Source organism: Pseudomonas arsenicoxydans, from assembly GCF_006438915.1.
In the GTDB taxonomy this organism is placed as follows: Bacteria; Pseudomonadota; Gammaproteobacteria; order Pseudomonadales; family Pseudomonadaceae; genus Aquipseudomonas; species Aquipseudomonas arsenicoxydans_A.
This window is the reverse complement of the sequence record NZ_RCZE01000006.1, coordinates 163,216-185,290: the sequence shown is the minus strand read 5'-3', so window position 1 is coordinate 185,290 and position 22,075 is coordinate 163,216. Positions and strand designations below refer to the sequence as shown.

At 58.9% G+C, this 22,075-nt stretch carries 23 protein-coding genes; 12 read left to right on the top strand and 11 right to left on the bottom strand.

Annotated features, from left to right (window positions below; all coding sequences use genetic code 11):
- Positions 1-156 precede the first annotated feature (156 nt).
- From glnA to ntrC, 6 genes are all read left to right on the top strand, one after another.
- Complete coding sequence (gene glnA, locus EAH78_RS14520; protein WP_140668136.1) at positions 157-1,563, top strand: glutamate--ammonia ligase; 1,407 nt, start codon at positions 157-159, stop codon at positions 1,561-1,563.
- Positions 1,564-1,743: 180 nt separating this feature from the next.
- Positions 1,744-2,151, top strand: coding sequence for a cupin domain-containing protein (locus EAH78_RS14515; protein ID WP_140668135.1), 408 nt, complete (start codon positions 1,744-1,746; stop codon positions 2,149-2,151).
- Between the two features lie 25 nt (positions 2,152-2,176).
- Positions 2,177-2,686: a DUF4124 domain-containing protein gene (locus tag EAH78_RS14510; RefSeq protein WP_140668134.1), complete on the top strand. Its 510-nt coding sequence runs from the start codon at positions 2,177-2,179 to the stop codon at positions 2,684-2,686.
- Positions 2,683-3,303 carry a DUF4124 domain-containing protein gene (locus EAH78_RS14505; RefSeq protein ID WP_140668133.1) on the top strand — a complete coding sequence of 207 codons (621 nt, stop codon included), beginning with the start codon at positions 2,683-2,685 and terminating at the stop codon, positions 3,301-3,303. Before EAH78_RS14510 ends, EAH78_RS14505 begins: the two co-directional genes overlap by 4 nt.
- Before the next feature lie 230 nt (positions 3,304-3,533).
- Entirely contained in the window at positions 3,534-4,619 is a 1,086-nt protein-coding gene (gene glnL / locus EAH78_RS14500) for a nitrogen regulation protein NR(II) (protein WP_008024908.1), read from the top strand.
- Entirely contained in the window at positions 4,616-6,052 is a 1,437-nt protein-coding gene (ntrC, locus tag EAH78_RS14495; RefSeq protein WP_017336064.1) for a nitrogen regulation protein NR(I), read from the top strand. Before glnL ends, ntrC begins: the two co-directional genes overlap by 4 nt.
- Before the next feature lie 533 nt (positions 6,053-6,585).
- On the opposite strand, the gene EAH78_RS14490 is transcribed toward ntrC, so the two are convergent.
- Positions 6,586-7,026, bottom strand: coding sequence for a hypothetical protein (locus tag EAH78_RS14490; RefSeq protein WP_140668132.1), 441 nt, complete (start codon positions 7,024-7,026; stop codon positions 6,586-6,588).
- Here EAH78_RS14490 and EAH78_RS14485 point away from each other — a divergent pair.
- Positions 7,025-7,480, top strand: a complete 456-nt coding sequence (locus EAH78_RS14485; protein WP_123435449.1) for a tRNA (cytidine(34)-2'-O)-methyltransferase — start codon at positions 7,025-7,027, stop codon at positions 7,478-7,480. The two genes, EAH78_RS14490 and EAH78_RS14485, sit on opposite strands and share 2 nt — an antisense overlap.
- A gap of 132 nt (positions 7,481-7,612) precedes the next feature.
- On the opposite strand, the gene secB is transcribed toward EAH78_RS14485, so the two are convergent.
- Genes secB through EAH78_RS14470 form a run of 3 tightly spaced genes read right to left on the bottom strand, consistent with a single transcriptional unit; the run spans position 7,613 to position 8,821 of the window.
- Positions 7,613-8,104, bottom strand: coding sequence for a protein-export chaperone SecB (secB, locus tag EAH78_RS14480; RefSeq protein WP_027922165.1), 492 nt, complete (start codon positions 8,102-8,104; stop codon positions 7,613-7,615).
- Positions 8,105-8,145: 41 nt separating this feature from the next.
- Positions 8,146-8,400 (bottom strand): glutaredoxin 3, encoded by a 255-nt coding sequence (gene grxC / locus EAH78_RS14475; protein WP_008149430.1) that lies wholly within the window; start codon positions 8,398-8,400, stop codon positions 8,146-8,148.
- 1 nt (position 8,401) lies between these two features.
- Positions 8,402-8,821, bottom strand: coding sequence for a rhodanese-like domain-containing protein (locus EAH78_RS14470; protein WP_140668131.1), 420 nt, complete (start codon positions 8,819-8,821; stop codon positions 8,402-8,404).
- Between the two features lie 153 nt (positions 8,822-8,974).
- Here EAH78_RS14470 and gpmI point away from each other — a divergent pair, with 153 nt between their 5' ends.
- The 4 genes from gpmI (at position 8,975) to EAH78_RS14450 (ending at position 14,188) form a co-directional block, all read left to right on the top strand.
- On the top strand, positions 8,975-10,504 hold the full coding sequence (gpmI, locus tag EAH78_RS14465) for a 2,3-bisphosphoglycerate-independent phosphoglycerate mutase (protein ID WP_140668130.1): 1,530 nt from the start codon (positions 8,975-8,977) through the stop codon (positions 10,502-10,504).
- A gap of 240 nt (positions 10,505-10,744) precedes the next feature.
- Complete coding sequence (locus EAH78_RS14460) at positions 10,745-12,043, top strand: murein hydrolase activator EnvC family protein (RefSeq protein ID WP_140668129.1); 1,299 nt, start codon at positions 10,745-10,747, stop codon at positions 12,041-12,043.
- A gap of 32 nt (positions 12,044-12,075) precedes the next feature.
- Entirely contained in the window at positions 12,076-13,395 is a 1,320-nt protein-coding gene (locus EAH78_RS14455) for a S41 family peptidase (protein ID WP_140668128.1), read from the top strand.
- Between the two features lies 1 nt (position 13,396).
- Positions 13,397-14,188 (top strand): divergent polysaccharide deacetylase family protein, encoded by a 792-nt coding sequence (locus EAH78_RS14450; RefSeq protein ID WP_140668127.1) that lies wholly within the window; start codon positions 13,397-13,399, stop codon positions 14,186-14,188.
- A gap of 131 nt (positions 14,189-14,319) precedes the next feature.
- Here the strand turns inward: EAH78_RS14450 and EAH78_RS14445 are convergent, their stop codons facing one another.
- On the bottom strand, positions 14,320-15,075 hold the full coding sequence (locus EAH78_RS14445; RefSeq protein ID WP_140668126.1) for a substrate-binding periplasmic protein: 756 nt from the start codon (positions 15,073-15,075) through the stop codon (positions 14,320-14,322).
- 299 nt (positions 15,076-15,374) lie between these two features.
- Between EAH78_RS14445 and EAH78_RS14440 the strand changes: the two genes are divergently transcribed.
- Positions 15,375-16,814, top strand: a complete 1,440-nt coding sequence (locus EAH78_RS14440; protein ID WP_240051883.1) for a trypsin-like serine peptidase — start codon at positions 15,375-15,377, stop codon at positions 16,812-16,814.
- A 35-nt stretch (positions 16,815-16,849) separates the two neighbouring features.
- Here the strand turns inward: EAH78_RS14440 and hisF are convergent, their stop codons facing one another.
- From hisF to EAH78_RS14405, 6 genes are all read right to left on the bottom strand, one after another.
- The gene (hisF, locus tag EAH78_RS14435) at positions 16,850-17,620 is read right to left on the bottom strand and encodes an imidazole glycerol phosphate synthase subunit HisF (RefSeq protein WP_007897430.1); all 771 of its coding nucleotides are present in this window, start codon (positions 17,618-17,620) and stop codon (positions 16,850-16,852) included.
- 9 nt (positions 17,621-17,629) lie between these two features.
- On the bottom strand, positions 17,630-18,367 hold the full coding sequence (gene hisA, locus EAH78_RS14430; protein ID WP_017336056.1) for a 1-(5-phosphoribosyl)-5-[(5-phosphoribosylamino)methylideneamino]imidazole-4-carboxamide isomerase: 738 nt from the start codon (positions 18,365-18,367) through the stop codon (positions 17,630-17,632).
- Between the two features lie 42 nt (positions 18,368-18,409).
- Positions 18,410-18,667, bottom strand: a complete 258-nt coding sequence (locus EAH78_RS14425; RefSeq protein ID WP_050682512.1) for a DUF2164 domain-containing protein — start codon at positions 18,665-18,667, stop codon at positions 18,410-18,412.
- Complete coding sequence (hisH, locus tag EAH78_RS14420) at positions 18,668-19,306, bottom strand: imidazole glycerol phosphate synthase subunit HisH (protein WP_140668124.1); 639 nt, start codon at positions 19,304-19,306, stop codon at positions 18,668-18,670.
- Positions 19,306-19,899 (bottom strand): imidazoleglycerol-phosphate dehydratase HisB, encoded by a 594-nt coding sequence (hisB, locus tag EAH78_RS14415; protein ID WP_003218037.1) that lies wholly within the window; start codon positions 19,897-19,899, stop codon positions 19,306-19,308. The genes hisH and hisB overlap by 1 nt, the downstream gene beginning before the upstream one ends.
- A gap of 294 nt (positions 19,900-20,193) precedes the next feature.
- Positions 20,194-21,858: an OFA family MFS transporter gene (locus tag EAH78_RS14405; protein ID WP_140668123.1), complete on the bottom strand. Its 1,665-nt coding sequence runs from the start codon at positions 21,856-21,858 to the stop codon at positions 20,194-20,196.
- Positions 21,859-22,075: the final 217 nt, after the last annotated feature.

Sequence of the window (22,075 nt, the reverse complement as noted above, 5' to 3'; positions counted from 1 at the left end):
TATAAGCGTGAAATTAGGGCAAAAAACCCATGGTGGGGCACTGGCATGCAATTTGCTCCCTTGTGAGGCAGGTTGCCTTGGCAGAGTATTCGCGCCGGCATCACCCACATTCTAAGGGCATCCATTACTTAAGCCCGAAGCCACCCGGAGGACACTATGTCGAAGTCGGTTCAACTCATCAAAGATCATGACGTCAAGTGGATTGATCTGCGCTTCACGGACACCAAAGGCACTCAGCACCACGTGACCATGCCGGCTCGCGACGCGCTGGATGACGCTTTCTTCGAAGAAGGCAAAATGTTCGACGGCTCCTCCATCGCTGGCTGGAAAGGCATCGAAGCCTCCGACATGATCCTGCTGCCGGACGACAGCACTGCCGTTCTCGACCCGTTCACCGAAGACCCAACGCTGATCATCGTGTGCGACGTCATCGAGCCTTCGACCATGCAAGGCTACGACCGCGACCCACGTGCGATCGCCAAGCGTGCCGAGGAATACCTGAAGTCGACCGGTATCGGCGACACCGTATTCGTAGGTCCAGAGCCTGAGTTCTTCATCTTCGACCAGGTTAAATTCAAGTCGGACATCTCCGGCTCGATGTTCAAAATCTTCTCCGAACAAGGTTCGTGGATGTCCGACCAGGACATCGAAGGCGGCAACCACGGCCACCGTCCAGGTATCAAAGGCGGTTACTTCCCGGTTCCTCCGTTCGACCACGACCACGAAATCCGTACCTCCATGTGCAACGCCATGGAAGAGATGGGTCTGGTCATCGAAGTTCACCACCACGAAGTGGCGACTGCCGGCCAGAACGAAATCGGTGTGAAGTTCAACACCCTGGTCGCCAAGGCTGACGAAGTTCAGACCCTGAAGTACTGCGTGCACAACGTAGCTGTGGCTTACGGCCGCACCGCGACCTTCATGCCTAAGCCTCTGTACGGCGACAACGGTTCGGGTATGCACGTTCACCTGTCCATCGCCAAAGATGGCAAGAACACCTTCGCTGGCGAAGGCTATGCCGGCCTGTCCGACACCGCCCTGTACTTCATCGGCGGCATCATCAAGCACGGTAAGGCACTGAACGGCTTCACCAACCCGTCGACCAACTCCTACAAGCGTCTGGTCCCAGGTTTCGAAGCTCCAGTAATGCTGGCCTACTCGGCTCGCAACCGTTCCGCTTCGATCCGTATTCCTTACGTGTCCAGCCCTCGCGCTCGCCGTATCGAAGCCCGCTTCCCGGATCCAGCAGCTAACCCGTACCTGGCCTTCGCAGCCCTGGTAATGGCTGGCCTGGACGGCATCCAGAACAAGATTCACCCTGGCGACGCAGCTGACAAAAACCTGTACGACCTGCCGCCTGAAGAGGCGAAAGAGATCCCACAAGTTTGCGGCAGCCTGAAAGAAGCCCTGGAAGAGCTGGACAAGGGTCGTGCGTTCCTGACCAAAGGCGGCGTGTTCTCCGACGACTTCATCGACGCTTACATCGCTCTGAAAAGCGAAGAAGAAATCAAGGTACGTACCTTCGTACACCCACTGGAATATGAGCTGTACTACAGCTGCTGATCCGGTAGCGCTGCGGCACGCGGCGTGACAATAAGAGGCCTCCTTCGGGAGGCCTTTTTTATTGGGGCAATTTCCCACAATGAAATTCGCCATCTCCCCGGGCGCGCACAGCATCGTCCTGCATCAACCGCTTTGAAAGACTCGTAGCCTGTCCTCTGCCTGAACTCAAAGGATGGATCGATGAAAACCCTTACGCTCGCTCTCTGCGCCCTTTCCCTTCAAAGCTGCACCACAACCATCGCACCCACGCAAATCGAACGAAAAGTCCTGCTTCAAAGCAGCCAGTCGTGGGACAACTCACCTTACGTTAGCTACCCGGATGCGGCGCCCGAGTTGACGGTGCTCAGACTCAAGATACCGGCCAACACCCAACTGCCTTGGCACACCCACGCCATTCCCAACACAGGCTATGTCCTGTCTGGCGAACTGCTGATCGAGAGTAAAGACAACGGCCAGACCAGGCGCGTCAAACAAGGTGAAGCCGTGGCGGAAATGGTCGACGTCGTCCATCGCGGGGTCACCGGTGATGAACCGGTAGAACTTATTGTGTTCTATGCTGGCAGCGAAGGTATTCCACTGTCGGAGTAATTCCTGCTGCTCACAGGGAGTCTGCATGCGGCCACTTTTAATGCTTTTGCTGCTGTTCTTCGCTTATCCCGTGACGGCCCAAATCTACAAATACACCGACGCCGACGGCAATATCGCCTACAGCAATCAACCGCCCGATGGCGTCAGGGCCCAACCGGTTGAGCTGCCGCCACTCAACAGCGTGGAACCCCAAGCTCCTCTCGCTGCCCCGACCGGCAACACCCGCAATGAGCCGCCCGGTAACGCCTACGAGGTGCTGCAACTGACAGGCCTGCCCACCGATGAGGCCCTGCGCGCCAATAACGGCACGTTCACCGTCAGCGTCCTGATCAAGCCCCGCTTGCAAGCGCCGCATCTGTTGCGACTGCTGCTGGACGACCAACCGTATGGGCAATCGAGCAATGTGCCGATCCTGCAACTGGTGAACATCGACCGTGGCGAACACAGCCTGGCGGTGCAGGTAATCAATGGCGAGGAGATCCTTCAGCAAAGTCCGACCGTGACGTTCACGGTGCAACGTGTGCACAAGCCATGAAGATTGGGCTACTGATCGCCTGCTTGATCGCCTTCCCAGCCAATGCCGAGGTGTTCACCTATGTCGACGCCCAAGGCAATCGCGCCTTCACCGACCAGCCACAACACGGCAACGCCAAACGCGTACCGCTGGCGACCAGCAACCGCATGACAGCCCAGCCCGCCACTGTGAAACCGCTGATCGCCGCGAACCCGCCCGAAGAGCAACCGCTGTTTCACTACGACTTGCTGCGCATACTGGTACCGGAGCCAGACGCGACGATCCGCAGCAATGCCGGCGAAATTATCGTCAGCGTCACCAATGAACCCGGCCTGCAACCGGATCATCGCTACCGCCTGCTGCTCGACGGCCAGCCCACCGCCGAACCCGGTCTGAGCCCGGTTTTCCCCCTGGCCAATATCGATCGCGGCAGCCACAACCTGTCCGTGGAAATCCTCGACGAACAAGGCCGCACCGTCGAACGCACGGCCAATCAGCCGTTCCACATGCTGCGCACCTCACTCGCGCAACAGCGCCGGGTCAAACCCTGCACCCTCGCCGACTACGGCCAGCGCCCGGAATGTCCCCTCGAAGACAAACCGGTAGAAGAAAAAAATCCCTTCCTACGTTTGTTCTAACGCCGTTCAGGTTTGCGCACTATATTGGTGCGATAGGGTGCACCGTACCCACATCGCAACCCATTTTGGTTCGAAAGTACCCGAGAAAGCTGGCAGAACGCCACGCAAACGAGCGTTAAACGCCCGTTTCAGGCCTTAATTGCTTCTTTTCGGAGCCTTGGTTTGGTTTTTGCATTTTCCCCGCATCAGCGCTTGTTTCTCGCGCACGCTCCGCTCCAAAAGAGGTCCTGATGACCATTAGCGACGCACTACACCGCTTGCTACTCGACAACCTGACCACCGCCACTATCCTGCTCGACGCCGAATTGCGCCTTGAGTACATGAACCCGGCGGCGGAGATGCTGCTGGCCATTAGCGGCCAGCGCAGTCATGGGCAGTTCATCAGCGAGTTGTTCACCGAATCCACCGAAGCGCTGAATTCCCTGCGCCAGGCAGTAGAACAGGCGCACCCGTTCACCAAACGCGAAGCGATGCTCACGGCCCTCACCGGCCAGACCCTGACTGTCGATTACGCGGTCACGCCGATCCTGGCCAACGGCGCCACCATGCTGTTGCTGGAAGTCCATCCCCGGGACCGCTTGCTGCGGATCACCAAGGAAGAGGCGCAGTTGTCGAAGCAGGAAACCAGCAAAATGCTGGTGCGCGGCCTCGCCCATGAAATCAAGAATCCGCTGGGCGGGATTCGCGGCGCCGCGCAACTGCTTGCCCGCGAACTGCCGGAAGAAAGCCTGCGCGATTACACCAACGTCATCATTGAAGAAGCCGACCGCCTGCGAAACCTCGTTGACCGCATGCTCGGCTCGAACAAATTGCCGTCGCTGGCCATGTGCAACGTCCACGAAGTGCTGGAGCGCGTCTGCCATCTGGTGGAAGCGGAAAGCCAGGGTTGCATCACCTTGGTGCGCGACTACGACCCTAGCATTCCGGACGTATTGATCGACCGTGAACAAATGATTCAGGCAGTTCTGAACATCGTGCGCAACGCGATGCAGGCCATCAGCAGCCAGAACGAATTGCGTCTGGGCCGCATCAGCCTGCGCACCCGCGCCATGCGCCAGTTCACCATCGGCCACGTGCGCCATCGCCTGGTGACCAAGATCGAAATCATCGACAACGGTCCGGGCATTCCTGCGGAACTGCAGGAAACCATCTTCTTTCCCATGGTCAGCGGTCGTCCGGACGGTACCGGGCTGGGCCTGGCCATTACTCAGAACATCATCAGCCAGCACCAGGGCTTGATCGAATGTGACAGCCACCCAGGCCACACCACTTTCTCGATCTTTCTGCCACTGGAACAAGGAGCCACATCGACATGAGCCGTAGTGAAACCGTGTGGATCGTCGATGACGACCGTTCTATCCGTTGGGTCCTGGAAAAAGCCTTGCAGCAGGAAGGCATGACCACGCAAAGCTTCGACAGCGCCGATGGCGTGATGAGCCGCCTGGCGCGCCAGCAGCCGGACGTGATCATCTCCGACATCCGCATGCCGGGTGCCAGCGGCCTGGACCTTTTGGCGCGGATTCGCGAACAGCACCCACGGTTGCCGGTCATCATCATGACCGCTCACTCTGATCTGGACAGCGCTGTCGCGTCCTATCAGGGTGGCGCGTTCGAATACCTGCCCAAGCCGTTCGATGTCGACGAAGCCGTCTCCCTCGTCAAACGCGCCAACCAGCACGCTCAGGAACAGCAAGGTCTGGAAGTCCCGGTCGCCCTGACCCGCACCCCGGAAATCATCGGTGAAGCACCGGCGATGCAGGAAGTGTTTCGCGCCATCGGGCGCTTGAGCCATTCCAACATCACTGTGCTGATCAACGGCGAATCCGGGACCGGTAAAGAGCTGGTGGCTCACGCCCTGCACCGTCACAGCCCACGGGCGGCCTCGCCGTTCATCGCGCTGAACATGGCGGCGATTCCAAAGGATTTGATGGAGTCCGAGCTGTTCGGCCACGAAAAAGGCGCGTTCACCGGCGCGGCCAACCTGCGTCGCGGTCGCTTTGAACAGGCGGACGGCGGCACGCTGTTCCTCGATGAAATCGGCGACATGCCGGCCGACACCCAAACCCGCTTACTGCGGGTACTGGCCGACGGCGAGTTCTACCGCGTTGGCGGTCATGTGCCGGTGAAGGTCGATGTGCGAATCATCGCCGCCACTCACCAGAATCTGGAAACCCTGGTGCACGCCGGGAAATTCCGTGAGGACCTGTTCCACCGCCTCAACGTGATCCGCATCCATATTCCGCGCCTGTCGGACCGTCGCGAAGACATCCCGACCCTTGCCAAGCACTTCCTCAGCCGCGCCGCGCAAGAACTGGCGGTCGAGCCGAAGCTGCTGAAAAGCGAAACCGAGGAATACCTGAAGAACCTGCCGTGGGGCGGCAACGTCCGTCAGCTGGAGAACACCTGCCGCTGGATCACGGTGATGGCTTCGGGTCGCGAAGTGCACATCAGCGACTTGCCGCCTGAGCTGCTGAGCCTGCCGCAGGATTCGGCGCCCGTGACCAATTGGGAACAAGCGCTGCGCCAGTGGGCCGATCAGGCGTTGGCGCGGGGTCAGTCGAGCCTGCTGGACACTGCCGTGCCGGCTTTCGAGCGGATCATGATCGAGACTGCCCTCAAACACACCGCCGGCCGCCGCCGCGATGCTGCGGTCTTGCTGGGTTGGGGGCGTAATACCCTGACGCGCAAGATCAAGGAATTGGGGATGAAGGTTGATGGTGGGGATGATGATGAGGGGGAAGAGGGTTAAATTCTTCGCTGACCTCTAGATCCAATCGCGGGCAAGCCTTGCTCCTACAGGTGATACGCCAATTTTGAAATGGCATATCACCTGTAGGAGCAAGGCTTGCCCGCGATGCTTTTAGGGCCAGAGTGCACCGCTGCAATGCACCGTGAACCGCAATCGCGCACAAAAGCACCTACAAAAACCCGCCAGCATTCGCAATCGAACCTCTATCGAAAAAACACGAAAGCCCCTGAATACGGGGCTTTCGACGTTTCAGCGCGGCTTTCTGTTTCAACTTGTTAAAAACTGGCACGCCCCCTGCAATAGTCCAATCAGTGATTCAGTTCACTACCCGGTTTCGGGGACCTTGGTACAGGCAGGCCGGGGATTCCCCTCTTTACATCGGGCTCACACCGCACAAGCGACGAGCCCACCCCGTTTTGGGGCCCTTGATACAGGCAGGTCAGGGGTTCCTTCTTTACACCGGGCTCACGACGCAATGCGTGAGCCCTGCCGTTTTGGGAACCTTGGTACAGGCAGGCCGGGGATTCCCTCTTTTATTGCTCCCGGAGATGGATCTCCAGCCGCCAGCGGTCATCGACCTCGCTACCGGCCCATTCGCCTTGCAGCGGCCGGGCCGCCACCACCGACAGCAACAACCCCCCATCACTCAAACGCACTCGCCAGTTGACGTTTTTATCGTCGAGCCTGAGCTGACCTTTCTGCGCCTTGCCTTCGGCCTCGAACAACAACGCGAGGCTACCGTCGACAAACTCGCCGTGGCTCTTGGGTTCGTTGTTGAACCACACGACCAGGCCGTCGCTGGTGACCTCCACTTGCTGCAAGACAGTCGGGGCTGGCGCGGTCAGGCGACCAATCATCAGCCCCACCATCATCCCGACAATCGCCAACGAACCGAGCACGCGCGGGAATAGTTTCGAACGGGGGTCCTTTGGCGGCGTAGAATGCCCGTCATCTTTATCTTCGGAGCCGTGCATGTTTCACGTCATCCTTTTTCAACCAGAAATTCCGCCGAATACCGGCAACGTTATCAGGCTGTGCGCCAACAGTGGCTGCCACCTGCATTTGATTGAGCCGCTGGGCTTCGAGATGGACGACAAGCGCCTGCGCCGGGCCGGCCTCGACTACCACGAGTACGCCACCCTGCAACGCCACGCCGACCTCGCCAGCTGCCTGGAGAGCCTTGGCCATCCGCGGTTGTTCGCCTTCACCACCAAGGGTTCGCGACCGTTCCACGACGCCAGTTTCGCCGAGGGTGACGCGTTCCTGTTCGGTCCGGAAAGCCGAGGCCTGCCGCCTGAAGTGCTCGACGCCCTGCCCGGCGAACAACGTCTGCGCTTGCCGATGCGTGAAGGCTGCCGCAGCCTGAACCTGTCGAATACCGTGGCTGTCGCGGTGTACGAAGGCTGGCGTCAGCTCGGTTTCAAATAACAGCGCATAACAAATGTGGGAGCGGGCTTGCTCGCGAAGGGGCCATAACATTCAACACTTTCGTTGACTGTTACACCGCTTTCGCGAGCAAGCCCGCTCCCACATTGGACTAGCTGCGACGCTCAGGACCGCTTACTGAACGGTAGGGGTTTCGCCAGCCGCCTGCATGCGTTGCAGTTCTTGTGCGTACAGCGCGTCGAAGTTCACCGGTGCCAGCATCAGGGCCGGGAACGAGCCACGGGTGACCAGGCTGTCCAGGGTTTCGCGAGCGTACGGGAACAGGATGTTCGGGCAGAACGCGCCGAGGGTGTGGCTCATCGAAGCGTCGTCCAGGTTCTTGATCAGGAAGATCCCGGCCTGTTGAACTTCAGCGATGAATGCCACTTCGCCGTTTTCACCGTTCTTCACGGTCACCGACAGGGTCAGCACGACTTCGTGGAAGTCACCTTCCAGAGCCTTTTGACGGGTGTTCAGATCCAGACCGACGCTCGGCTCCCACTGCTGGCGGAAAATCGCCGGGCTTTTCGGGGCTTCGAAGGACAAGTCACGTACGTAGATGCGCTGCAAGGAGAATTGCGGTGCGGTTTCTTCTTCGCTAGCTGCAGTGTTCTGTTGGTCAGTCATCTCAGATCCTTTCTGATCTTGGGGTCTTATAGGGAAGGTATTCAGGCCTTGAGCATGGCGTCGAGCTTACCGGCGCGCTCAAGGGCAAACAAATCATCACAACCACCCACGTGGGTGCTGCCGATCCAGATCTGCGGCACGGACGTACGTCCGGCTTTCTGAGCCATGGCGGCGCGTACCTGCGGCTTGCCATCGACCTTGATCTCTTCGAAGGCCACGCCTTTGTTCTCAAGCAGGTACTTGGCTCGCGAACAGTAAGGGCAGTAATCGCTGGAATAGACGACGACGTTGCTCATATCACTTCGCCTTGACCAGCGGCAGATTGTCGCCCTTCCAGCTGGAAATACCACCGGAGAGCTTGGCGGCGGTGAAGCCGGATTTCATCAGTTCGCGGGCATGGGTACCGGCGGTCTGGCCCAGGGCGTCGACCAGAATGATGGTCTTGGCCTTGTGCTTTTCCAGTTCGCCGATGCGCGCAGTCAGTTTGTCGTGAGGAATGTTCAACGCGCCAACGATGTGACCGGCGGCGAAGTCCTTGGTCGAACGGATGTCGATCACGACGCCAGCGTCCTTGTTGACCAGCCCGGTCAGTTCACCGGTACTCAGGCTACGGCCGCCGCCCTGCATTTGATAGGCAATCAGCGCCGCCAGCAGTACGACGAAGATACCGACAAGAATGTAGTGGTTAGTGGCAAATTCAATCAGGTGAGCAACCATCGAAGGAGGTTCCAGGGCGTTAAAATGTCGGCCAGTATACACAGCCACTATGGTGGGCCAAACCCCGTCCGGCGGTGACGTGGATTGAACTTGCCTTTAAACTGCCACTCCCTTTTCCATCGCCCTCTATTAACTCAGCCACGAGTGGAATCCATGACTACCACGCCTAAACCTTTGGTCCTGATTATTCTCGATGGCTTCGGTCACAGTGAGAGCCCTGAATCCAACGCTATTTTTGCCGCGAAGAAGCCCGTGCTGGACCGTCTGTGGGCCACCGTGCCGAACGGCCTGATCTCCGGCAGCGGCATGGATGTCGGCCTGCCGGATGGCCAGATGGGCAACTCCGAAGTCGGCCACATGAACCTCGGCGCCGGTCGCGTGGTGTATCAGGACTTCACCCGCGTGACCAAATCGATCCGCGACAGCGAGTTTTTCGAGAACCCGACCATCTGCGCCGCGGTGGATAAAGCCGTTGCCGCCGGCAAAGCCGTGCATTTCATGGGCCTGCTGTCCGATGGCGGCGTTCACAGCCACCAGGACCACCTGATCGCCATGGCAGAACTGGCGTTCAAGCGCGGCGCCGAAAAAATCTACCTGCACGCCTTCCTCGATGGCCGCGATACCCCGCCGAAAAGCGCTCAGTCGTCCATCGAACTGCTCGACGCGACCTTCCAGGCCTTAGGCAAAGGCCGGATCGCCAGCATCATCGGCCGTTACTTCGCCATGGACCGTGACAACCGTTGGGACCGCGTGTCCCAGGCCTACAACCTGATTGTCGACGGCAACGGCGAATTCAACGCCGCCACCGCGCAAGAAGGCCTCGAAGCGGCGTACGCCCGTGGCGAGAGCGACGAGTTCGTCAAAGCCACTTCCATCGGCGAGCCGGTCAAGGTTGAAGACGGCGACGCCGTGGTGTTCATGAACTTCCGCGCCGACCGCGCCCGTGAGCTGACTCGCGTGTTCGTCGAAGACGGTTTCAAGGAATTCGAACGCAGCCGTCAGCCGAAACTGGCCGGCTTCGTCATGCTGACCCAATATGCTGCGAGCATTCCTGCGCCATCGGCTTTCGCTGCCGGCAGCCTGGAAAACGTGCTGGGCGACTACCTGGCGAAAAACGGCAAGACGCAACTGCGCATCGCCGAAACTGAAAAATACGCGCACGTGACCTTCTTCTTCTCCGGCGGTCGTGAAGAACCGTTCCCGGGCGAAGAACGCATCCTGATCCCGTCGCCGAAAGTCGCTACCTATGACTTGCAGCCCGAGATGAGCGCCCCGGAAGTCACCGACCGCATCGTCGACGCCATCGACAATCAGCGTTACGACGTGATCGTGGTCAACTACGCGAACGGTGACATGGTCGGCCACAGCGGCGTGTTCGACGCAGCAGTGAAAGCTGTTGAATGCCTGGACCAGTGCGTCGGTCGCATCGTCGAAGCCCTGGAAAAGGTCGGTGGTGAAGCGTTGATCACCGCTGACCACGGCAACGTCGAGCAGATGGCCGATGAAGCCACCGGTCAGGCGCACACCGCGCACACCACCGAGCCGGTGCCGTTCATCTATGTCGGCAAGCGTAACCTCAAGGTCCGTGAAGGCGGCGTGCTGGCGGATGTGGCGCCGACCATGCTGATGCTGATGGGCCTGGAAAAACCGAAAGAGATGACGGGTACTTCGATTCTGGTGTAATCGTCCTTCCAAACACCGAAAGACCCTGTGGGAGCGGGCTTGCTCGCGAATGCGGTATGTCAGTCGACATCAATGTTGAATGACCCTCCGCATTCGCGAGCAAGCCCGCTCCCACATTGGTTTTGCGCTGTTTTCACTACTGAACCCACTCCAGTTATCACACAGTCCCAATTGGGCATTTTTTTTGCCACGCTTGGCGGGCATACTAGGCCGTCCCTTTCCCTGGTGTCGCCCGCCTCTATGCTCCGCGTCCTGATAGCCCTTGCACTGACTTGCCTGCTCCAACCGGCTTTTGCTGACGAGCGCGAGCAAACCCAACAACAGTTGGACGCCACGCGTCAGGACATTGCCGAGCTGAAAAAACTGCTGGGCAAACTCCAGGAAGAAAAATCCGGTGTGCAGAAAGAGCTCAAAGGCACCGAGACCGAAATGGGCAAGCTCGAGAAGCAGGTCGATGCCCTGCAAAAAGAACTGAAGAAGAGCGAAGCCGAGTTGCAGCGACTCGACGCAGAGAAAAAAAAACTCCAGAGCGCGCGCACTGAACAGCAACGACTGATCGCCATTCAGGCCCGCGCGGCCTATCAGAACGGCCGTCAGGAATACTTGAAGCTGCTGCTCAATCAGCAGAACCCGGAAAAATTCGCCCGCACCCTCACCTATTACGACTACCTGAGCCAGGCCCGCCTGGAGCAGCTGAAAAATTTCAACGAAACCCTGCGCCAACTGACCAATGTCGAAAAAGACATCGACTCACAACAGGCGCAGTTGCTGGTGCAGAAGAGCAGCCTCGACACCCAGCGCGATGAACTCGACAAAGTCCGCAAGGAACGTCAGCAAGTCCTGGCCAAGCTCAACGACGACGTCAAGGCGCGCGACCAGAAACTGGCATCCCGCGAGCAAGATCAGGCAGACCTGTCTAAAGTCCTTAAAACCATTGAAGAAACCTTGGCTCGCCAGGCCCGTGAGGCAGAAGAAGCGCGGCAAAAAGCGCTGATCGCCCAGCAGGAAGCCGAAAAAAAGCGTTTACGTGAGGCCCAGGCGGCTGCAGACGCAGAGACCACCGACGCCCCACGCAAACCGGTCAAATCGACACCTGGCGCACTGGTTTCAAGTTCAGGCGAGACCTTTGGCGGCCCTTTCGCGTCAACTCGGGGAAAACTTCCCTGGCCGGTTGATGGTCGACTGTTGGCACGCTTCGGCGAATCTCGTGGCGACGATGCCCGCACCAAGTGGGACGGCGTGATGATCAGCGCCTCCGCCGGCAGCCAGGTGCATGCTGTGCATGGCGGTCGCGTGGTGTTTGCCGACTGGTTGCGGGGCGCCGGGCTGCTGGTGATTCTCGACCACGGCAACGGTTTTTTGAGTCTTTATGGTCACAACCAGACGCTGCTCAAGTCTGCGGGTGACGTGGTAAAAGCCGGTGAGTCCATCTCCACTGTCGGTAACAGCGGCGGGCAGGACACACCAGCACTGTATTTCGCAATTCGTCAGCAGGGTCACCCGAGTGATCCGGCGCAATGGTGTCGCGCGCAAGGATAAGCACGCTACCTAATTTCAGGAGTTCGTTAGACATGCTGCATTTGTCCCGCCTTACCTCGCTGGCCCTGACGATCGCCCTGGTGATCGGCGCGCCTTTGGCGTTCGCCGCTCAGCCGGCCCCGGCAGTCGCACCTGCGGGCACTGCCGCGACGACCAAGGCACCGTTGCCGCTGGAAGAGTTGCGCACCTTTGCCGAGGTCATGGACCGGATCAAGGCGGCCTATGTCGAACCTGTGGACGACAAGACCCTGCTGGAAAACGCCATCAAAGGCATGCTCAGCAACCTCGACCCGCACTCCGCCTACCTGGGCCCGGAAGACTTCGCCGAACTGCAGGAAAGCACCAGCGGTGAATTCGGCGGCCTGGGCATCGAAGTCGGCGCCGAAGACGGTTTCATCAAGGTGGTTTCGCCGATCGATGACACCCCCGCCTCCAAGGCAGGTATTCAGGCTGGCGACTTCATCGTCAAGATCAACGGCGCACCGACTCGCGGCCAGACCATGACCGAAGCCGTGGACAAGATGCGCGGCAAGATTGGCCAGAAAATCACCCTGACCCTGGTGCGCGATGGCGGTCCGCCGTTCGACGTCACCCTGGCCCGCGCGATCATTCAAGTGAAGAGCGTGAAGTCGCAGCTGCTGGAATCCGGCTACGGCTACATCCGCATCACGCAGTTCCAGGTCAAGACCGGCGAAGAGGTCTCCCAGGCCCTGGCCAAGCTGCGCAAGGAAAACGGCAAGAAGCTCAATGGCATCATCCTCGACCTGCGTAACAACCCGGGCGGCGTGCTGCAGTCCGCGGTGGAAGTGGTCGATCACTTCATCAAGAAGGGCCTGATCGTCTACACCAAGGGCCGCATCGCCAACTCCGAGCTGCGCTTCTCCGCGACCGGCAAGGACGAAAGCGAAGCCGTACCAATGGTCGTACTGATCAACGGCGGTAGCGCCTCGGCGTCCGAGATTGTGGCCGGTGCCTTGCAGGATCAGAAACGCGCTGTGCTGATGGGCACCACCAGTTTCGGCAAAGGCTCCGTACAAACCGTGCTGCCGCTGAACAACGACCGCGCGCTGAAGATCACGACCGCGTTGTACTTCACGCCGAACGGCCGCTCGATTCAGGCCCAGGGCATCGTTCCCGACATCGAAGTGCGCAAGGCCAAGATCACCAACGAGCAGGACAGCGAGTACTTCAAGGAAGCCGACCTGCAAGGTCACCTGGGCAATGGCAACGGCGGCGCCGACAAGCCGACCAGTTCCAGCGGCAAACCCAAGGCCATGCCGCAGGATGATGATTACCAGTTGGCCCAGGCCTTGAGCCTGCTCAAAGGGTTGAGCATCACGTCCGGCCGCTGAGATGTTCCAGCGGTTTATAGTGGGTTTGTTGCTCTGCCTGACGGGTGTTGCTCACGCAGCCCCCGTCGAGACAGCCCCTCAAAAAGCGTATCTCAGCCTGATCATCGATGACCTGGGGCAGAACCTGCCCCGGGATCGTCGCGTGCTGGCCCTGCCCGGCCCGGTGACCACGGCGATCATGCCCGACACACCGCACGCCACCGAATTTGCCCGCGAAGCCCATCGCGCCGGCAAGATCGTCATCCTGCACATGCCCATGGACCCGGCTACCGGCCCGTTTGCCTGGCACCCCGACCTGCCCATCGAAGAACTTGAGAAACGCCTCAATGCGGCATTCAAGGTCGTGCCCTACACCGCGGGCATCAACAACCACATGGGCAGCCGCATGACCGCACAGCAACCGGCCATGGCCTGGTTGATGGCGGACTTGCAGCAACGCCACAAATTCTTCGTCGACAGCCGTACCAGCGCGCAAACAGTTGCGGCTGCCGAGGCGCAGAAGATTGGCTTGGCGAGTGTTTCGCGGGATGTGTTTCTGGATGACGAGCGCACCGAAGCGGCAATTCTCACGCAGCTACAGACAGCGATCAGCCTGGCGCGCAAGCAGGGTTCGGCGGTGATGATCGGGCATCCGTATCCGCAGTCACTGGCGGTGCTGGAACGCGAGTTGCCGAAGCTGAAGGCTCAGGGGATCGAGTGGATTGATATCAAGCAGATGATCAGTGTGCGGGGCAATCGCGCGACGGCGGCCCATGGCAAGGATGGCGTCTACCGGAAAGCCGCCACACCATAGGACAAATGTGGGAGCGGGCTTGCTCGCGAATGCGGTGTGTCATTCAACAGATGAGTTGGCTGACCTACCGCATTCGCGAGCAAGCCCGCTCCCACATTTGTTTTGTGTTCGCTCAGGTTCCGAATCTGAATTTAGAGGTACCGCGCCAAGATCTCGTCCACCTTGCCTTCCTTGCGCAGTTGATCCAGCGCGGCTTGAAGCTTGGCGACCATCTCGTCCGGCACGTCTTTGTTCAACGCCAGGTACAGCTCGGCGCTGTTGAAGCGCAGCACCGTTTTCAGACCATCCACACCTTCCTGACGCGCCAGGTATCGCCCGGCCGGATCACCGGTGGCCCACAAGTCGATCTGGCCGTTGACCAGCTTCTTCGCGTTGTCCTGATCGCGCAGCACAACGATCGGATTCAATCCCTGCTTGCCCAGCGTCTCGGCAATCGCATCACCTTTGTACGCACCAATCTTGTATTTGCGCGCGTCATCCAGCGTTTCAAGGCTGATCGTGCTGTCAGCCTTGGCCAGCATGATCCAGTCATCCGGGCCAATCGGGCCAACCCACTTGAAGAGCTTCTCGCGGTCAGGCAAACGCGCCATCACGAACACGCCGTAACCGGGTTTTTCCAGGGCGAGTTTGTAGATTCGCTCCCAAGGAAAACGTAGCGTCAGGCTGTAGGAGACTTCGGCACGCTTGAACATCTCACGGACAATGTCGACGGCGATGCCGTTGATGTTCTCGCCCTGAGCGAAATTCTTGCCGTTCTTCGCCATGTTGTACGGCGGGAAATTTTCCGTCAGCAACACCAGGTCAGTGGCGGGACTTTCTTCAGCGTGCACGCCATTGATGAGCAATAGCGAAGCGCTGGCGAGGGCAAGAAGCAGGCGTTTGATCATGTCGGGCTACCGAAATCCATGGCGTGCCCAAGAGTGCCTTGAGCCTTCGATGATGTCTACTGGCACTTTGATAACGCTGCTATCGGAACTGCAAATCACAAGAGCTTCGTTGAGGTAAATAGTTACCGCCACTCCCGACCCTGTCCCTGATTAATTAGCGATGACCGGCAACAGCCCGGTTCTCCAATCACATCAATCAGAGGCACCTTGCAATGAACTCGATCCCTATCATGCTTTTCGGCACATTGTGCTTATTGTGCACACCCTGTTTCGCAGGTAGTCACGACTATGGCGAAGAGATGCAAAATCTGTCCTCGTCCAAAGTCCTCGAAAATGCCAATGGATCGCATGACCACTGGCAAGGAATCGGGCGCCTGACAATCAACCAGGGCAGCTGCACCGCATCGCTTATTGATACGCGCGATGAAACCGCCTCTGAGCCTACCCCCGCTTACGTACTGACGGCGGGACACTGCGTAGAGTTGACCAATGGAAACATTGTGACCGACAGGTCCATCAGTGGAACCATGGACTTCAATTACTTCGCCGACGTTTCCACGTTCAAGCGTTATCCATTGAAGACCGTGAAATGGCGGAGCATGCAAGGCGTTGATATGGCGATTATCGAACTGGACGTCAGCATTCAAAAGCTCATCGAAGATGGCATACAACCATTGAGACTGGCTCGGGACACACCAACCTACGATACGGATATGTTGATCGTGGGCGCCCCCAAGGGCTTTGAGCAGATTACCTTGCGCATGGCGGCATGTACGCTACAGCCGGCCAAGGAGATTGTTGAAGGGTCATGGGTGTTGCGCAATACCTTCATGACGCGATGCCAGGATGTTCGGGGCGGTGGGTCCGGAAGTCCCGTACTCGATCGCTATACCAACGAGATCATCGGCGTTATAGGCACGGGAAATTTTGAGGAGGGAATCGTTCCGTGTCTCGACAATGCGCCTTGCACACCGATTGGCGATACCTTTCAGGCAGTGCCTGGGAACGTGTATGGCAACGCTACGACACTTCTGAATGGATGCTTCTCGCAAGGTCGCATTGCTACAAATCCGCCGTCGTCCTGCCAGCTCTACCCGACCTTTACCATTGAAGGTACGAATCATCTGGAAAGCTACAAAAGGGCCAAACAGCTGGATGACCGTTCGTTCGTCGCGCCGACCTGGAATTATCGATTTTCGATCAACACCGCGTTTTATCGCTATAAAACTGTTCGTAGTGCAATGGAGTGCGAGAGCACTCAACACTATAGCGATGCCATCAGTGCCACGGACGCGTTCATCAACGCGGAGACAGGAACGACACCCGGATTCTATTTTCTCTGCATCGTCGGTGTCGATTCATCGACACAACGACCGGAAGCGGGCCTGCTTAAAAACGCTTTATCGTTACCAATAGAGATATTGGATAACAAGCCAACAACGCCGCCTGATTTATCGATCGAGGCCGATGTCTTTGTAAAACTGGCTGAAGCCGAAGAACCGTATCGGACCTACTCGATCAAATATGGTCCTGTCGAAACCACCGATTGTCATGCGCCCGATAAATACATTGAGAACATGCCAATGGATTTCTTTATTGCGAACGACAAACTTCCGGGGAAGCTTTGCGTCATTGCTTACGACAAGTCGGGACAAGCGTCCGAACCCAGGATCGACGTGTTCAGCCGTGTGATTGGGGCGCAACAGGCCACGACATCCGGCACCGACGCAGCTCGTTGACAGCGGCCCGGAGAATGTTCCCGGGCCGTTGACCGTTATCGCATGACGATTCCGCGATGCGCCATGTAGGCCTTGGCTTCCTGCACGGTGTATTCGCCAAAGTGGAAAATACTCGCCGCCAGCACCGCGCTGGCATGGCCTTCGAGGATGCCGTCAGCCAAGTGCTGCAGGTTGCCAACGCCGCCGGAAGCGATCACCGGAATGCCCAGCGCATCGCTGATGGCGCGCGTCACGCCCAGGTCGAAGCCGTTTTTCATGCCGTCCTGGTCCATGCTGGTCAGCAAGATTTCGCCGGCGCCGAGGCCTTCCATTTTCTTCGCCCATTCAACGGCGTCGAGGCCGGTAGGCTTGCGGCCACCGTGGGTGAAGATTTCCCAGCGCGGGGTTTCGCCCGGGCCGGAAACCTTCTTCGCATCGATGGCAACAACGATGCACTGCGAACCAAAATGCTGCGCCGCCTCGCCCACAAACTCTGGATTGAACACGGCAGCAGTGTTGATCGAAACCTTGTCCGCGCCAGCATTCAGCAGATTGCGAATGTCCTGCACGGTGCGAACGCCACCGCCCACAGTCAGCGGGATAAACACCTGGCTGGCCATGCGTTCCACGGTATGCAGCGTGGTGTCGCGACCGTCGACGCTGGCAGTGATGTCGAGAAAGGTAATCTCGTCAGCGCCCTGTTCGTCGTAACGGCGGGCGATTTCCACCGGGTCGCCGGCGTCGCGGATGTTCTCGAACTTCACACCTTTGACGACCCGGCCGTTATCCACGTCCAGGCAAGGGATGATGCGTTTGGCCAGCGCCATGGTCAGTCCTCAGCCTTTGTACGAATCGCAGAAAGCTTGCGCTTCAGCGACGTCGAGGGTGCCTTCGTAGATCGCCCGGCCGGTGATCGCGCCGATGATGCCTGGCGCCTTTGCGTCGAGCAGCGACTTGATGTCACCGAGGTTGTGAATACCGCCGGAAGCGATCACCGGGATACGCGTGGCAGCGGCCAGCGCGGCGGTGAACGGGACGTTGCAGCCTTGCATCATGCCGTCTTTGGCGATGTCGGTATAAACGATCGCGGACACGCCATCGGCTTCAAACTGCTTGGCCAAGTCGATCACCTGAACGGTGCTGATTTCAGCCCAGCCGTCGGTGGCAACGAAACCGTCCTTGGCGTCCAGACCGACAATCACTTTGCCCGGAAACGCGCGGCAGGCTTCAGCGACGAAGGCCGGGTCTTTCACGGCTTTGGTGCCGATGATCACGTAGCTCACGCCAGCCTTGACGTAGTGCTCGATGGTTTCCAGCGAGCGGATACCGCCGCCGATCTGGATCGGCAGGTTCGGGTAGCGCTTGGCAATCGCGGTGACCACTTCGCCATTGACTGGCTGGCCTTCGAAAGCGCCGTTCAGGTCGACCAGATGCAGACGACGGCAACCGCCCTCCACCCACTTGGCAGCCATGCTCACCGGGTCATCGGAGAACACTGTGGAATCTTCCATGCGGCCCTGGCGCAGACGAACACAGGCACCGTCTTTGAGATCGATAGCGGGAATAATCAGCATCTGGCAAACCTTCAAATTCGAGTATTCAGCTTCGCTCGGAAATCAGTTTTTCTCGAGCGCCCACAAGTCGCTTTCGATGCTTTCGAACCTCTCTTTGAGGTGCGTCTGCACATCGAAAATCGCCCTGTTGTAATAGTGCGGAGCAATTTCACGGGTAAACAGCTCAAGGATTTCGGCCGCTTCGAACGAACCCAGGTCCAGTTCGAAGCGATCCTCCATGAAGCGTTTGATCTTCTGGTTAGCCTCGTTCTCCTGTTCAGGAGTGAGGGTCAGGATCGGTGGCTTCTTCTTGACGGCCATTTACCAGCGACCATCCCACGCGGCGAAGTTCTGCAGCAATTGCAGGCCATGGGTATGGCTCTTCTCCGGGTGGAACTGCACGGCGAAACGCGAGCCATCGGCCAGCGCCGCGGCGAAATCGACACCGTAGTGACCGCCACCGACTACCTGCCGCGCATTGCCGGCGGCGATGTAGTAGCTGTGCACGAAGTAGAATCGCGCCTGGTCCGGAATGTTGTGCCACAGCGGGTGCGTGACCGTCTGCTTCACTTCGTTCCAGCCCATGTGCGGGACTTTCAGGTGTTCGCCGTCTTCATGCAGGTCTTTGCCGAAGAACTTCACCGCGCCCGGGAACAGGCCGATGCAGTCGACGCCATCATTCTCTTCACTGCTGTCGAGCAAGGCTTGCATGCCGACGCAGATGCCGAGGAACGGGCGGTCCTGGCTGACTTCACGCACCAGCGAATCGAAGCCCAGGCGACGGATCTCCGCCATGCAATCACGAATCGCGCCGACGCCGGGAAAAACCACCCGGTCGGCTTCGCGAATCACGTCGGCATCGCTAGTGATCAGAACCTTGCCGGCACCGACGTGCTCGAGGGCCTTGGCCACCGAGTGCAGGTTGCCCATGCCGTAATCGATAACCGCGACCGTCTGCATTACAGAACGCCTTTGGTCGACGGCATCTGACCGGCCATGCGGTCATCCAGCTCTACCGCCATGCGCAGGGCGCGGCCGAAAGCCTTGAACACGGTTTCGATCTGGTGGTGGGTGTTGGTGCCACGCAGGTTGTCGATGTGCAGGCTGACGAGGGCGTGGTTGACGAAGCCCTGGAAGAATTCCTGGAACAGATCAACGTCGAAACCGCCAACGGTGGCGCGGGTATAGGGAACGTGCATCTGCAGGCCTGGGCGGCCGGAGAAGTCGATCACCACGCGCGACAGCGCTTCATCGAGCGGCACGTAGGCGTGGCCGTAGCGACGGATGCCTTTCTTGTCGCCGATGGCTTTGGCGAAGGCCTGACCCAGGGTGATACCGACGTCTTCCACGGTGTGGTGGTCGTCGATATGCAGGTCGCCCTTACTGACAATATCCAGGTCGATCAGCCCGTGACGGGCGATCTGGTCCAGCATGTGCTCAAGAAAAGGAACACCGATATCAAATCGGGCCTTTCCGGTGCCATCCAGGTTGATCGAGGCTTTGATCTGGGTTTCCAGAGTGTCGCGCTCGACTGACGCCTTACGTTCGGCCATCACCAGCTCCGCAAAATCATTGGGCGAAAAAGGCAGCCATTATAGGGGCGCGAGGCCGAAACAGAAACACGAGAGGTGATATCGCTGACGGACAGAACCCCCGGCGGTCGCGGGTAGACATGTCCATACAAGCCATTTGCACATGCCGCAAAAACGAATGTGGGAGCGGGCTTGCTCGCGAAGAGGGAGTGTCAGTCGACATTGATGCCGCCTGACACACCGCCTTCGCGAGCAAGCCCGCTCCCACGGGGTCGGTGTTTATTCAGGGCTGGATGTTGTCAGCCCATGAGCACCTTAATGGAACAGTACCGCCGTCTTCTGCAGAGTCACCCAAACACCCCACGCCAACGGAATACCCACCACCAGCCACGCCGCAATCGCCAACGGCTTGCTGCCCGGCGCAGCTTTCCACTCCAGCACAGTGCTGCTGTCAGCACCCTTGTCGTGGCCCAGCGCCTGTTCGGCCGCCAGTTCAGCGTCGGTCATGAAGTATTTGTCAGCCACCGGACGCACCAGCAGGTTGCACAGGAAACCCAGCACAAGCAGGCCGGCGAGGATGTACAAGGTGATGTCGTAAGCGGCGGCGCGTTCAACGCCGATGCTCAGTTGATATTCACGCAGGTAGTTCACCAACACCGGACCCAACACGCCCGCGGCCGCCCACGCCGTCAACAGACGACCGTGAATCGCACCGACCATTTGCGTACCGAACAGGTCTGCCAGATACGCCGGGACCGTCGCAAAACCACCGCCGTACATCGACAGGATGATGCAGAACGCCGCCACGAACAGCGCAACGTTGCCCAGGTGACCGAGGTTCGGGATCAGCGCGTACAGCGCGAAACCGAGGGCGAAGAACACGAAGTAGGTGTTTTTACGGCCCAGGTAATCGGAGAACGACGCCCAGAAGAACCGGCCGCCGATGTTGAACAGGCTCAGCAAACCGGTGAAGCCGGCAGCAATCGCCGCAATCGAAGCCAGTTGCCCGGCGTCAAGTTGACCGAATGGCAGGTCAACACCGATCAACTTGCCACCGAACACTTCCTGCAACAGCGGCGAGGCCATGCCGAGGATGCCGATACCGGCGGATACGTTCAGGCACAGCACCAGCCACACCAGACGGAACTGTGGAGTTTTCCACGCCACATTCACGTGAACGTGACGGTGAGTGATCATCGCATTCGAGGCTTTTTTCGCCGGAGCGGTCCAGCCCTCAGGCTTCCAGCCGGTTGGCGGAACGCGGTACGACAGTGCGCCACCGATCATGAACACGAAATAGATCGCGGCCATCACCAGGAAGCTCTGCCAAACGCCCACGCTGTCTGCCGACGCGAAATGGCCCATCAGCGCTGCGGCCAGCGGAGCACCGACCATCGCGCCACCACCGAAACCCATGATCGCCATGCCGGTCGCCATACCGCGCTTGTCCGGAAACCACTTGATCAACGTCGACACCGGTGAGATATAGCCCAACCCCAGGCCGATACCGCCAATGACCCCGGAGCCGACCCACATCAACCAGATCTGGTGGGTATAGATCCCCAGCGCCGAAATCAGCAGACCACCGCACCAGCACAATGCCGATACAACGCCAGCCTTGCGCGGCCCGGCGTGTTCCAGCCAGCCGCCCCAGATCGCTGCCGAGCAGCCGAGGAAGATGAAGAACAGGGTGTAGATCCAGCCGAGCATCGAGATCGGCCAGTCGCATTGCGACGAGAAAACCTGCGAAATGAAGCTCATGTCCGGCGCGCAGGTCACTGGCTTGGTCACGCCCAAGGCTTTGGACAACGGCAACCAGAACACCGAGAAGCCATAAGCCATGCCGATGCAAAGGTGGATGGCCAACGCGGCCGGTGGTACCAGCCAACGGTTGAAACCGGGCTTGGCGATGATGCGTTCTTTGGACAGGAACGCAGGCTGGCCGGCGTTGAGGCCGTCCGCCGTGATGCTCGTAGTCATTGTGTATCCCCCAATTATTAGTAGGGTTCGCCAACCACTCCTCACCTCCGGTCTTTATGCGCACGCATGACCGTTTTGTTGGGTGAAGCGCCTTATTGTGCGACATCGGGTCGCAGCGGGACGGACGAACAGGCAAAGGTTACCATTTGCACGTGACAGAAAAACCAAACTGATATCACCTTTTGTAAGTCATCTGTTCTCGTACCTCTTAAGGAGA